Genomic DNA, 13,097 nt, shown 5'->3' on the forward strand with positions numbered 1-13,097 from the left:
TTTATGCGGGCATTCTACAGACAGGCGGCTAGAATCCGCACCAGCTTCTGTGCCCGCGGGTCCATCAGGACATAAGGACCGAGGGTATTGGTCACGAACCCGAAGGCGACATCGTGCTCGGGGTCGGCAAAACCGACGGAGCCACCGGCCCCCGGGTGACCGAAGGCTTTTGCGCCCAGGCCGAAGGTGGCGTTGGCCACGTCCGGCTGATCGAGCATGCAGCCCAGGCCGAAACGGGTCTGGGTCAGCAGGGTCTTGTCCATGCCCAGGCTGTGCTGGCGCGTCAGTTCATCCAGCATGTCGGCCTCCAGCAGACGGCCGTCGAGCAGCCCACTGTAGAACCCCGCCAGGCTGCGCGCGTTGCCATGGCCGTTGGCGGCCGGCTGCTGCATGCGTCGCCACTCCGGCTTGTTGGTGCTGGTCATGATCGACGGTGGATTGGTGAAAGCCCGGGTGCTCATCGCCTCGGGCTCGCGCATCGTCACCTGCAGCAGGCGCTGGGCCGCCGCGTCGCCGACATTGCCCTTGCCCCGGGCGATATGCGCCACGCGATGGAACTCTGCGTCCGCCAGGCCGACATGGAAGTCCAGGCCCAGCGGCTTGGCAATCCGCGCCACGATGGACTCACCCGGCCCGCGACCGTCGGCACGCCGCAGCAACTCGCCCACCAGCCAGCCATAGGTGATCGCGGCGTAGCCATGGCCCTCGCCGGGCGTCCACCAAGGTGCTTCGGCCGCCAGGGCGTCAACCATGGTCTGCCAGTTGTACAGCGCCTCGGGGGGCAGCAACTGGCGCAGGGCGGGCAGCCCGGCCTGATGGCAGAGCAGTTGGCGCAGGGTGACGCCGGCCTTGCCGGCGGCCGCGAATTCGGGCCAATAGTGGGCAACCGGGACATCCAGCTGCAGCTTACCCTCGGCCACCAATTGCAGCGCAGTGACGGCAGTAAAGGTCTTGGTGCAGGAAAACAGGTTGGCAATGGTGTCGCTGTGCCAGGCCTCGGCCCCGTCCTTGTCGGCGGTGCCGGCCCAGAGATCGACTACGGTTTCGCCGCCGATCTGGATACAGAGCGCGGCACCGCGCTCCTGGGGATCGTCGAAAAGGGCCGCGAAGGCTTCGCGCACCGCTTCGAATTGAAGCTCGAAATGACCCTGAATCTGCACCCGTGAATCTCCCACCGCAACACCTTACAAAATGGCCTGCATTGTTCCAGCGATTGATGGGTTTGGGAACAGACGTGGATCAGACAATTCGTAACGCCTTGCAAGAACTGTCAGACGTTGCACGAATTGGAATGATCCACCGAAAACACCTCGCCCCCTGTGCAGGAACAGCCGATCATTGGCCGTTGCCGGAATGGCCGCCGGGATGGCCGGCCTCTTCCCCGCCCGCACTGCCCGAGCGCCCCTTGGCGCCACTGTCTTCTTCCTGGTCGATGCCCTTGGCGGCTTTCTGCTGCGCTTCCACCTTGGCTTTCTCGGCTTCCTTGTCGAGCAGCGCAAGGGCCTGCAGATTGCTTTTGCGCACGCTCTCGACAAAGCCCTGGAACGGCACATCGGTAATGCCCACCAGACCGAAATGACCGTTTTCGCCGTCCAGCAGACGACCGGTCACCGGCTGGTCGAGGTACTGGAACCAGTGCACACCGACGACCGACGGCTCGGCCACCGCCTGCTTGAGGAACGCCGCATAGGCCGGGCCACGATCTTCTTCCCGGGCCAGTTCCGTTACCCCGCCCCAGAACGGACCGCGGTCCCTGGAGCCGAAGTTGAATTCAGTGATCAGCACCGGCTTGTTCAACGCCTCCAACTGATCGAAGTCGTAACCGTCCTGGGGCTTGAGGGTGTAGAAGTTGAAACTCAACACATCGCAGTACTGGGCACAGGAAGCCACGGCCTCAGGGGTGCTGATGGCAAAACGACCGCCAAGCAACAGGTGGTTCGGCGCATGCCATTTCAGCGAGTCGGAAATGGTCTTGAAGTAGGTATCGGCAAACACTTTCTGGAAATACTTCAGGTCCGCCTCGATCTGCGGGTGCGCGGGATCCGGCAGCGGCGCCTCGAAGCCCGGGTCCTCCATCTGCTCCCAGGTGGGAATCTCCACGCCCCAGGCCTTGGACAGGCCCTGCTGGTTGCGGTACTTGTCACGCAACTGCTTGAGGAAGGCACGCTTGGCCGGTACGTCGGTGGTCATGCGCAAGGTGCCGTAGGCCAGGGCGTAACGGGACTTCGGATCATCGCCATGGGCGGCCCAGGCCAGTTCGTTGTCGGCAAAATAGCCCACCAGCCAGGGATCGTCGCGATGGTCGCGGGTGGCAATCGCCACCGCGCGTTCGGTAGCCATGGCAAAACGCGGATCGAACGGGTCGGGCATGCCGCCCCACCAGTCGCCGCCAGTGCTGATACTGGCGTAATCGCCGACGATGGACAGCGGCAAGGTGTAAGGCACACGGTCGTTCAGGCCCAGGGCCGGATCGCTCCAGTTGCCGACCGTGTTGAAACCCCAGGCCTGCAGGCGGTCCAGGGTGTGTTTCTGCCAGCGCTGCGCGTCCAGGCCCGGGGCGCACGGCACCTTGGGCTGCTCCGACTCCGCCGCGACACACGGCGAGCCATAGGTCCGTTGCAGGTTGGCGCCATAGAAATCGAACCAGCGTCCGGACTTGAAGGCCCGCCCCTGGGAGGCCCCGGTGGCGATGCTGTTGTCGGCCTTGCCGTAGTAGGCGGCCAGCGGTTCACCCTCCTTGGGCAGGTCACTGAACATCTCTTCACGACCTTCGACATAGGTCGGCTGGTCGTGGGCGGTCACGGTATTCACGCCCAGGGAATAGAATGGATGCCCTTCCGGCGTCACCAGATACCAGCGACCGTCGCGCTTTTCGGTCCGGAAGAAGCCCGAGGCCTCGAACAGTGGCCCCTTGAGCGAACCGCCGAACTTGTCCCGGGCACTGTGCTCGCGTTCGGCCAGCCAGGTTTTCAGTTGCTGGCTTTCCTTGCTCGCCGCGGCCTTGAGCTGATCGTCACTGCTGACTTTTTCCGGCCATCTGGCCCGGGTCGACTGGCCGTAGCCATCCACCAGCGCGCCATAGACGGCCTTGGTCACATCGTCGCCGGCCTGCACGCCGAAACGTTCCAGCAGGATGTTCTGGGCGACCTTGGGCGCGTCCATCGACAGGGTCACGGACACCACCTGCTGGCGGTCCAGTGCGCCCTGGCTGCTGGCCAGCAACACCCGCTGGCCATCAACGGTCATCGGCATCGGTGGACCGGCGCGCATGCCCTGGCTCAACGGCGAACTGGCCTGCAGGGGCACCAGCAAGGTCTGGGCGGGGCCGGCCGGCAGAGCCACGCGGCTGGTGAGGGTCTTGCCGTCACTGCTCTGGATCGTCACATCGAGGGTCAGCGCCCAATCCATCGCACTCTGGATCCGCAGGCTCATGGCACCCGCCTGTGACCAGTCCCAGGCCCCGGTCTGGGGCGTGAGGCGCAGGCTCGGGCGCGCTGCCGGATTGAAGGTGATCCGCCGCAGCACTTCGCCTTCAGCCGTCTGCTCCGCGTTGTATTGCGGCAGGCTGGCATCCACGGTTGCCACCTGCACCACGTCGGCGGGACGAACGAAGTTGAACAACGTCTGTTGCCCCGCCGGCGCAGCCCATAGCGGCGCAGCGAACAACAAGGCGAAAACGGCGGGCAGCGTACGGCCAATCATATGAATCAAACTCTCCCTTACGGCCAGTCGAAGGCCAGCGTGGCGCCAAAGGGCGCCATCCGTAGACAACGAAATTGGTAATTTAGCCTACATCACATTAAGAAATTTCCCGCCGGAACGGCGGCAAGGCATTGAGGATAGCTTTCCCGTAGCGTTGGGTGATCAAACGCCGATCGAGCAAGGTGATGATGCCCCGGTCCGCCTCGGTACGCAGCAGGCGACCGCAGGCCTGGACCAGCTTGAGGGAGGCGTCCGGCACGGAGATTTCCATGAACGGATTGCCACCCCGGGCCTCGATCCACTCGGCCAGCGCCGCCTCGACCGGATCGTCCGGGACTGAGAAGGGAATCTTGGCGATCACCACGTGTTCACAGTAGGCACCGGGCAAGTCCACCCCTTCGGCGAAGCTGGCCAGGCCGAACAGCACGCTGGAGTCACCGCCGTCGACCCGGGCCTTGTGCTTGTTGAGGGTCTCCTGCTTCGACAGGTTGCCCTGGATGAACACCTGCTTGCGCCAGTCGCGATCCAGGCCGTCGAACACGTCCTGCATCTGCTTGCGCGAGGAGAACAGCACCAGGGTGCCCTTGGAACCTTCCACCAGCTCCGGCAGGTCGCGAATGATCGCCGCGGTATGGGCCATGGCGTCGCGGGGATCGGCGTTGAGATCCGGCACCCGCAGCACGCCGGCATCGGCATGATGGAAGGGGCTGGGCACTACTGCCGTCACGGCCTTCTTCGGCAGGCCGGCACGCATGCGGAAGCGCTCGAAGGTGCCCAGCGCCGTCAGGGTCGCCGACGTCACCAGGGCGCCATGGGCCACGTTCCACAGGTTGCGCCGGAGCATTTCCGCGGCCAGGATCGGGCTGGCGTTGACCTCGATGTCGAACAGCGCGCCGCTCTCGGCCAGGCTCAGCCAGCGGGCCATGGGCGGATTGTCTTCCGGGTCTTCGGCGGTAAAGGCGGTCCACAGCTCCCAGTTGCCCTGGGCCCGGGACAGCAGGCTGCCGAACAGCGGGTACCACTCCTCGGCCTGGTGACTGGCGATACCGATATTGACCTCGCCGTCCATGCCCTCCTTGAGCAACTCGGTCAGGCGGGTAAAGAGATCGTTGAGGCGGGCGAAGCCTTTCTTCAGCTCGATGCCCATCTCACGGATATGTTCCGGAATCACCCCACCGACGAAGCGATGGCGTGGCCGCTCGCGGCCCTCGGTGTCCTCGCCGGTCTTGAAATCGGCCAGTTGTTCACAGGCGCTGAACATGAACTGCTGGTGGGTCTTGATCTCCCGCGCCAGTTCCGGCACCTGCTCGATCAGCTTGCCCAGGTCGCCGGGCAGCGGATGCTGGGCCAGCAGTTTGGTCAGGTTCTTGGCGGTCTGCTCCAGCCAGTCGGCGGTGGAACGCAGTCGCGTGTAGTGGGCGAAGTGGCCGATGGCCTTGTCCGGCAGGTGGTGGCCTTCGTCGAACACGTACAGGGTGTCGCGCGGGTCGGGAAGCACCGCGCCACCGCCCAGGGCCAGGTCGGCGAGAACCATGTCATGGTTGGTGACGATCACATCGACCTTGCCCATGCCTTCGCGGGCCTTGTAGAAGGCGCACTGACCGAAGTTCGGACAATGGCGGTTGGTGCACTGGCTGTGATCGGTGGTCAGCCGCGCCCAATCGGCGTCTTCCAGGGCGCTGGGCCAACTGTCACGGTCGCCGTCCCATCGATTCCCGGCCAGCTTCTCGATCATGCTGGTGAACAGCTTCTGGCTGGCCTCGTCGACCTCGATGCGAAAACCTTCCTCTTCGAACAACTGGGCGGTGGCGGTCTGCGCGTGGCCTTCCTGCAACAGCATGTCGAGCTTGGACAGGCACAGGTAGCGCCCGCGCCCCTTGGCCAGGGCGAAGCTGAAGTTCAACCCGCTGTTGCGCATCAGGTCGGGCAGGTCCTTGTAGACGATCTGCTCCTGCAGCGCGACGGTGGCGGTGGCAATCACCAGGCGCTTGCCGGCGGCCTTGGCGGTGGGAATCGCCGCCAGGCTGTAGGCCACGGTCTTGCCGGTACCGGTGCCGGCTTCCACCGCGACCACGGCCGGGTCGCCGCTGCGCCGGCCTTCGTCATCGGTGTCGATATCGCCGAGGACCTTGGCCACTTCGGCGATCATCAGGCGCTGGCCGTAACGCGGCTTGAGGCCCTTGGCTTCGAGAAAACGCGAATAGGCGCCCTGGATCGTGGTTTTGAGTTCGGTGCTGATCATGAGTCTTCGGGCGCAAGAAACGCTGGATAAATTTTCAGTGGTTCGAATAGACGGCTATCATACCCCGCCAAATCCTCGCGTGCCGCACGGAGTACCTGAATGACCGCTTTTGCCCTCGTCTACAGCTTGCATGTCCTGGCCGCACTGGTCTGGGTCGGTGGTATGTTCTTCGCCTGGATGATCCTGCGCCCGGCGGCCATGGCCGCGCTGGAGGGGCCAGCCCGGCTGAAGCTGTGGGTCCAGGTATTCCAGCGGTTCTTCGTCTGGGTCTGGGTCGCGGTGGTGCTCCTGCCGATCAGCGGCGTGGGGATGATCCAGTTGCGCTTCAGCGGCTTCGAGACCGCACCGCGTTATGTGCAGGTCATGATGGGCCTGTACATCGTGATGCTTGCACTGTTTATTCGTATCCAGTCGTTGCAATTGCCGGATTTGCGCCGGGCGGTGGAGGCCCAGGACTGGGCGGCGGGTGCTGCAGCACTGGGGCGGATTCGCCGGCTGGTGGGGATCAATCTGCTGATCGGGTTGGTGCTGGTGGCCATTGCGGCGGCACGCCCGAGCTTTTGAATGCTGATTATTGGTGTAATGCAATACCGACTGTAGGAGCAGCCGGTCGACGCTCGATTGCTCGCGATGATCGTCCAGGCACCGCGGGGCATCAGGCTTCCCGCGTTATCGTTGACGTCCATCGCGAGCAAGCTCGCTCCTACAAGGGGCGTGGTGTTTTAAGTGCTGTGTTACAGCCGCTGAACGGTCACACTACCCGCCGGTCCAGCCGGCCCCGGCTTGCCTGCCAAGCCCGGACGACCCGGCTTGCCACCCTCGGTCTGGTACACGAAGCAGCCCTTGGCCTTGCCGCCCGCGCCCGGACGCCCCGCCGCTCCGGCAAGACCTCCCGTACCGCCATCGACCAGCACCTGGATCTGCGCCGCCGGGTAATTGCGCGGCAACTGCAGCCGAACCTGCGCCCCCGGCGCTCCCGGATGACCATCGCCGCCGTTGTCGCCGTCCGCGCCCTGCCCGGCCGCGCCCCAGGTACATCCCGGCTCGTCGCCATTCGCCCCATCGAGCCCGACGTACCCCGGCACGCCCGCACCACCCCGGGCATCCACCGACAACAAGGAGCCGCTGAGCGCGTCGATCCGCAGATCCAGATTACGTCCCGGCGAAGGGGCTTTCTGGTAGGTGCCCGGCGCCCCGCGCGCACTGATCTGGCTGCCGCTGCCCAACTCGGCACGGCCAGCCTTGAGCGCGAAAGCCTGCTCGCTCGGCACAATGGCAATACGCGCCTCATGCCCCAGGTGCAGTTCGCCGATATTCAGTTGCGTCACGCTGGCGGGAACCAGCAAGGTGCCGAAATCGGCAACGTCCAGGCGTTCCAGTTGCAGCACCGGGGCATTGCCGGGCAAACGCAGCATGGAATTGGTTTCGACGGTCACGGCCTGGGCAAACGCCAGGGGGCTGCACAAGGCAGCCAGCAGACACAGGCTACGCATGTTGGCGCTCCTCACGATTGGGCAAAGGCAGGACTTGCAGGTGGAACATGCCGAACACCAGGATCTGCAGCCGATCGCGCCAGGGATGGGCCCGGTCCTGCACGCTACCGTTGAACAACATGATCTCCAGCAGATGCGTCAACAACAGCATGCTCCCCGCCAGATCCACCAGAACCCGGAACGGATTGATCAGCGGATGCACCAGGTTGACCAGCACCACCAGCCAGAACACCAGCGTCAACACCTTGCCCAGCCCCCAAAGCACCTTCATACGCCCCCCTGATGAGTTATTCTTTGGCGCACAGTAAGGCGAGTCAGGACAGTTTGCCAGTGGCCGTTGAAAATTCGCCCGTCTTTGCCGTTCCGACCGAGGAATCCCGATGCTAGAAAGCCCTTCCGCCCGCACACCCCAGCAAGCGCTGGCGGCCCTGCTGGACCGTTACGCCCCGCAAACCCTGCTGCTCGTAGGGGCTGGCAGCTTTCCGGCACTTGAGGCGTTCCAGGCGGCGCACCCCGAAACCCAGGTGGCCTTCGCCGAACCCGGCGCCCTGCCCGACGCCCTGGCCGCCCGACGCTTCGACCTGGCGCTGGTGGTCGACTGCCTGGAGCACCTGCCCAAGCGTGACGGCCGGCAATTGCTCGGCGGCATTCGCAACCTCAATGCCAGCCGCCTGGCGGTGCTGGTGGACATGGCCGCCAGCGGCTGGCAGGACAGCGACTTCTTCGCCCTGGCCATGCAAAGCGCCGAACGCTTTACCCGCGACGGGCAGGTACTGAGGTTGTTCACCTATGATTTGAAGGAATACAAACAGGTGCCGGACTGGCTGAACGCCAAGTTCTGGGCCAATCCGGAAAATTTCGGTAAGTACTGGTGGTGATTCCCGTGAGCACATCCATCTGTCCCTGCGGTAGCGGCAACCTGCTGGAGGCCTGCTGCGGCCATTATCACGCGGGCCATCCCGCGCCCTGCGCCGAAGCCCTGATGCGTTCGCGCTACTGCGCCTATGTGCTGGGACTGGTCGACTACCTGGTGGGCACCACGCTGCCGGTGCAACAACCCGGGCTGGACCGCCAGGCCATCGGCGAATGGAGCGCACAGAGCACCTGGCTGGGTTTGGAGGTGGAAAGTTCGGAAGTCTTCGGCGGCCAGCCCGAACATGCGTTCGTGACCTTCACCGCCCGCTGGCACGACGGCAGCGGCGAGCACAGCCATCGGGAAAAGTCGTCCTTCGTGCAAACCGGCGGGCGCTGGTATTTCATCGACCCCACCGTGCCCCTCAAGGCCGGGCGCAATGACGCCTGCCCTTGCGGCAGCGGGCAGAAATACAAGAAGTGCTGCGCCAGCTACCTGCTCAACTGAGGCTCAGGTGTGAAATATCGGGTAGCGCGACGACGGGCGCAGCCGGCAGTTGTCCCATGTCGGCGCCCACCGGCGCCACGCTGAACGCCGACAGATCCAACGCCACGACGACCGGCTCGGGCTTGGGGTCCTGCATGTCGCTGCCCACCTCGGCGATCCCGAAGTCCGGCGCATCGACCTCGCTGAACGCGGCCATATAGGCATCGCGCGGCACCACCCGGGCCCGGCCAGGCACCACGGGCGGCGGCGCCATCTCGATTTCCTCCACGGCCATCTCGACCACCGCGACCACTGCCCCGGCCCGCTCGATCGTGGCCCGATATTTTTCGGCGGCGGCGGCATCGAGATTGCTCTTGAGGACCAGGCGCCGCCCGGAAAACAGCAGTTCGATACGCTGGGCATCGGCCTGGAACAGACGGGCCAGGTTGTTCCGGACCTGATCGAGCGGCGCCCCGGGCAGCGACTCGCCACTGAAGACAATCTCGTAAAGACTCATGACCCCACTCCTGTGCGCCAGGCTGATCCGTTGCGCGAATGATCGGCAGTATCACCCAGGTGGATTTACCGCCACAACCATGAGCTTTTTCTGTCACAGGCTTGCTATGCTGGGGCCTCGGCGGGAGGAACCCCATGTATTCACGAACATTAGGCATGCTCGGTCTGCTTGTGCTGTTGACGCTTTCCGGCTGCGCGTCCTGGTTCGATACGAGCGCCCGCGATCCCGAGGTTCGCCTGGTGCGCGTCGAACTGGTCAAGGCCCGCTTGGTGCAACAGAAGTTTCGCCTGCACTTTCGCGTCGACAACCCCAACGACGACAGCCTGACCGTGCGCAGCCTGCACTATCGCCTCTACCTCGACGGCTGGCTGCTGAGCGAAGGCGAGTCCGAGGGCTGGTTCACCGTGGAAGCCAACAACCACGCGTCCCTGGTGATCCCGGCCAGGACCAATCTCTGGGAACACCTGCGCGACCTGACCAAGCGCCTGAAGCATCCCCATGAGCCTATCCCCTACCGACTGGAAGGCGAGCTGGAAACCGGACTATTGTTCAGTCATGACGTGCACCTGGAGCGTAAAGGCGAGATAATTCCCGCCGAAATTACTGCGGAGTGACACCAGCATGACCCAGCAACCCCATGTCCACGGCCCTGATTGCAACCATGATCATGACCACCACGATCACGACCATGGCCACGTCCACGGCCCGAACTGCGGTCACGCTCACCAGGAGCCGGTACGCAACGCGCTGAAAGACGTGGGTCGCAACGATCCTTGCCCGTGCGGCAGCAGCAAGAAGTTCAAGAAGTGCCACGGGGCCTGAGGCCCGAAGGAATGCGTTTTTATTGAGAACGCGAAACCTGTGGGAGCCGGCTTGCCGGCGATGGGGCCCTTGAGCCTTGCGTCGCTCGCGCGCACGCCATCGCTGGCAAGCCAGCCCCCACAGGTGGATGAAGCGCTACTGGAACAGCGCTTCGCTGGACAAGCCGTTCTTCTCGAGAATCTCGCGCAGGCGCTTGAGGCCCTCGACCTGGATCTGCCGAACGCGCTCGCGGGTCAGGCCGATCTCCAGACCGACATCCTCCAGGGTACTGCTCTCGTGCCCGCGCAGGCCGAAGCGCCGTACCACCACCTCACGCTGCTTGTCGGTCAATTCCGACAGCCACTGGTCGATGCTCTGGGACAGGTCATCGTCCTGAAGCAGCTCGCAGGGATCGGTAGGCCGTTCATCGGTGAGGGTATCGAGCAGCGTCTTGTCGGAGTCCGGCCCCAGGGACACGTCCACCGAAGACACCCGCTCATTCAGGCCGAGCATGCGCTTGACCTCACCCACCGGTTTCTCCAGCAGGCTGGCGATTTCTTCCGGGGAAGGTTCGTGATCGAGCTTCTGGGTCAGCTCCCGGGCCGCCCGCAGATAGACGTTCAATTCCTTGACCACATGAATCGGCAGGCGAATGGTCCGGGTCTGATTCATGATCGCCCGTTCAATCGTCTGGCGTATCCACCAGGTGGCGTAGGTCGAGAAGCGAAAGCCACGTTCCGGGTCGAATTTCTCGACGGCCCGGATCAAGCCGAGGTTGCCCTCTTCGATCAGGTCCAGCAGGGAAAGACCGCGATTGACGTAGCGTCGGGCGATTTTCACCACCAGGCGCAGGTTGCTTTCGATCATGCGCTTGCGGCCCGCGGGATCGCCACTTTGCGACAGGCGCGCAAAATGAACTTCTTCTTCCGGGGACAACAAGGGGGAAAAACCGATCTCATTGAGATACAACTGGGTCGCATCCAGCGCCCGCGTGTAGTCAATGTACTTATGCTGCTTGAGCGAAGCAGCATTTTTGGTCTTGGCACGAACTGGGGCTGGAGAACTGTCGTCCTCCGGCATCATATCCATGACGATGTCGGAGTCCATAAGGAGCACCTCATCATCGATGTCAAACCCCGGCGCTTCTTTGCTGAGAGCCATTGTTATAGTCCTTTGGTGAGTTCGACCTCAAGCTCGAGCGACGCCTTTATCCTTGGCAACGCTGGAACCTGTTCCCGCTACATCAGGAGAACAGGCTGGAAAACGGATCAACGACGCGGCAGGAATTGCAGTGGGTCTACGGGTTTCCCCTGGCGGCGAATCTCAAAATGCAGTTTCACCCGGTCTGTACCAGTTGACCCCATTTCGGCAATTGTCTGTCCGACCTTGACCTGCTGCCCCTCCCGAACCAACAGCCTACGGTTGTGGCCGTAAGCACTGACGTAGGTATCGCTGTGTTTGATGATGACCAGCTCGCCGTAGCCCCGTAACCCACTCCCGGCGTAAACCACTGACCCATCAGACGCAGCTAAAACAGGCTGTCCCAAATCCCCGGCGATATCAATACCTTTATTCAAACTGCCGTTTGAAGAAAATTTTCCAATCAGGACCCCGTTCGAAGGCCACGCCCAGCCCTTCGGCGCGGGGCCGGCGGGCGCCGCCGGGGTTTCCACTGGAGCCGTCTGGGCCGCGGGTTGTGACGCCGTCGAGGGGGCCGCCGGTGAGTTGGCCGGACGCCGGGTGATGGTGAATTTACCCGAGGGCGAAGCCGTCGGCGCCGATGTGGACGTGGAGGCGGACGAGGTCGAGGCGACAGCCGCCGGCGTTGAATTTGAACGGCTGTCGAAGCGAATCGCCTGACCGACGCGGATGGTGTAGGGCTCGGGAATATTGTTGCGCGCGGCCAGGGCTTTCCAGTCCCAACCGTAGCGGAAGGCAATCGAGAACAAGGTATCGCCACGGGCGACCACATGCTGGCCGGTGGTGGTCATCGGCTTCTGCGGTGCCGCGCTGGCGGTTGTATTATTGCCGTTACGATCGACGACGCGCACGCCGCCTTTTGGAGCACTGGAGCAACCAGCCAGTAAAGCACTGAGGGCAAGGCCGATCATCAGGCGCTGAACGCTTGCTTTACCCATACGCTGCCGAATGACTGTGAGACTCACCCGCCGCTCCCTTTGTGGTGGCTGAAATAAGAGTGCCTGTACAGGCGATAATGTCGCGTAAGTATAACTGGCTGTTGGAATTTCACGGACAACAAAGCCAAATCGCAAAACGCCGGGCATTTTAAACATTCGTGCCGTGGCAGGTCCCGCTCTAAGACCTACGACCTTAAACAGAATTCATTGCCGTTCAACAAATGTTCAGGCCAGCGGTCCGTTGAGCAGCGGGACGAAACGTACCGCGCCTAATACATGACGGGAAAAACCCTGTTCTTCACGGACGATCAGCATCAGTTGCTGGACTTCGCCGGAGCCCACCGGAATCACCAGGCGTCCGCCCGGAGCCAGTTGATCGAGCAACGCCTGCGGAACATCCGTGGCCACGGCGGTGACAATGATGCCGTTGTAGGGCGCCAGTGCCTGCCAGCCCTCCCAGCCGTCACCCCAGCGGAACACCACGTTGCGCAGGTTGAGCTCGACCAGGCGCTCCTTGGCCCGGTCCTGCAGGACCTTGATCCGCTCCACCGAAAACACCCGTTCCACCAGCTGCGACAGCACCGCCGTCTGGTAGCCGGAGCCGGTGCCGATTTCCAGGACCTTGTCCAGCGGCCCGGCCTCCAGCAGCAGCTCGCTCATGCGCGCCACCATGTAAGGCTGGGAAATGGTCTGGTTGTTGCCGATCGGCAGCGCCGTGTCTTCGTAGGCGCGATGGGCCAGCGCTTCGTCGACAAACAGGTGCCGGGGCGTGCGGCGAATCACTTCCAGCACCTGGGCGTTGGAGATGCCCTCTTCATAAAGCCGCTGGATCAGGCGTTCGCGGGTTCGCTGGGAGGTCATGCCG

The 13,097-nt window shown here is 63.4% G+C and carries 14 protein-coding genes; 5 read left to right on the top strand and 9 right to left on the bottom strand.

Annotated features, from left to right (window positions below):
• Positions 1-14 precede the first annotated feature (14 nt).
• The 3 genes from NUH87_RS11385 to dinG form a co-directional block, all read right to left on the bottom strand.
• A complete protein-coding gene (locus NUH87_RS11385) occupies positions 15-1,160 on the bottom strand; it encodes a serine hydrolase domain-containing protein (protein WP_338526796.1) in 1,146 nt (381 codons plus the stop codon).
• Between the two features lie 175 nt (positions 1,161-1,335).
• On the bottom strand, positions 1,336-3,702 hold the full coding sequence (locus tag NUH87_RS11390; protein ID WP_338526012.1) for a beta-galactosidase: 2,367 nt from the start codon (positions 3,700-3,702) through the stop codon (positions 1,336-1,338).
• A 97-nt stretch (positions 3,703-3,799) separates the two neighbouring features.
• On the bottom strand, positions 3,800-5,944 hold the full coding sequence (gene dinG, locus NUH87_RS11395; protein WP_338526013.1) for an ATP-dependent DNA helicase DinG: 2,145 nt from the start codon (positions 5,942-5,944) through the stop codon (positions 3,800-3,802).
• A gap of 99 nt (positions 5,945-6,043) precedes the next feature.
• Between dinG and NUH87_RS11400 the strand changes: the two genes are divergently transcribed.
• Positions 6,044-6,508, top strand: a complete 465-nt coding sequence (locus NUH87_RS11400; protein WP_338526014.1) for a CopD family protein — start codon at positions 6,044-6,046, stop codon at positions 6,506-6,508.
• Positions 6,509-6,678: 170 nt separating this feature from the next.
• Here the strand turns inward: NUH87_RS11400 and NUH87_RS11405 are convergent, their stop codons facing one another.
• On the bottom strand, positions 6,679-7,437 hold the full coding sequence (locus NUH87_RS11405; protein WP_338526015.1) for a collagen-like protein: 759 nt from the start codon (positions 7,435-7,437) through the stop codon (positions 6,679-6,681).
• Entirely contained in the window at positions 7,430-7,708 is a 279-nt protein-coding gene (locus tag NUH87_RS11410) for a DUF1145 domain-containing protein (RefSeq protein ID WP_338526016.1), read from the bottom strand. The genes NUH87_RS11405 and NUH87_RS11410 overlap by 8 nt, the downstream gene beginning before the upstream one ends.
• A 109-nt stretch (positions 7,709-7,817) precedes the next feature.
• Here NUH87_RS11410 and NUH87_RS11415 point away from each other — a divergent pair, with 109 nt between their 5' ends.
• Positions 7,818-8,315: a DUF6231 family protein gene (locus NUH87_RS11415; protein WP_338526017.1), complete on the top strand. Its 498-nt coding sequence runs from the start codon at positions 7,818-7,820 to the stop codon at positions 8,313-8,315.
• A 5-nt stretch (positions 8,316-8,320) separates the two neighbouring features.
• Complete coding sequence (locus NUH87_RS11420; protein WP_338526018.1) at positions 8,321-8,797, top strand: YchJ family protein; 477 nt, start codon at positions 8,321-8,323, stop codon at positions 8,795-8,797.
• Here the strand turns inward: NUH87_RS11420 and NUH87_RS11425 are convergent.
• Complete coding sequence (locus NUH87_RS11425; protein WP_040064800.1) at positions 8,790-9,293, bottom strand: hypothetical protein; 504 nt, start codon at positions 9,291-9,293, stop codon at positions 8,790-8,792. The two genes, NUH87_RS11420 and NUH87_RS11425, sit on opposite strands and share 8 nt — an antisense overlap.
• Before the next feature lie 134 nt (positions 9,294-9,427).
• Here NUH87_RS11425 and NUH87_RS11430 point away from each other — a divergent pair, with 134 nt between their 5' ends.
• On the top strand, positions 9,428-9,907 hold the full coding sequence (locus NUH87_RS11430; protein ID WP_422393915.1) for an LEA type 2 family protein: 480 nt from the start codon (positions 9,428-9,430) through the stop codon (positions 9,905-9,907).
• A gap of 7 nt (positions 9,908-9,914) precedes the next feature.
• Positions 9,915-10,115: an SEC-C metal-binding domain-containing protein gene (locus NUH87_RS11435; RefSeq protein WP_040064798.1), complete on the top strand. Its 201-nt coding sequence runs from the start codon at positions 9,915-9,917 to the stop codon at positions 10,113-10,115.
• A 135-nt stretch (positions 10,116-10,250) separates the two neighbouring features.
• On the opposite strand, the gene rpoS is transcribed toward NUH87_RS11435, so the two are convergent.
• From rpoS to NUH87_RS11450, 3 genes are all read right to left on the bottom strand, one after another.
• A complete protein-coding gene (gene rpoS / locus NUH87_RS11440; RefSeq protein ID WP_422393936.1) occupies positions 10,251-11,177 on the bottom strand; it encodes an RNA polymerase sigma factor RpoS in 927 nt (308 codons plus the stop codon).
• Positions 11,178-11,362: 185 nt separating this feature from the next.
• Entirely contained in the window at positions 11,363-12,259 is an 897-nt protein-coding gene (locus NUH87_RS11445; protein ID WP_338526797.1) for a peptidoglycan DD-metalloendopeptidase family protein, read from the bottom strand.
• A gap of 198 nt (positions 12,260-12,457) precedes the next feature.
• On the bottom strand, positions 12,458-13,093 hold the full coding sequence (locus NUH87_RS11450) for a protein-L-isoaspartate(D-aspartate) O-methyltransferase (RefSeq protein ID WP_338526798.1): 636 nt from the start codon (positions 13,091-13,093) through the stop codon (positions 12,458-12,460).
• Positions 13,094-13,097 lie beyond the last annotated feature (4 nt).

Source organism: Pseudomonas batumici (assembly GCF_036585405.1).
GTDB classification, from domain to species: Bacteria; Pseudomonadota; Gammaproteobacteria; order Pseudomonadales; family Pseudomonadaceae; genus Aquipseudomonas; species Aquipseudomonas batumici.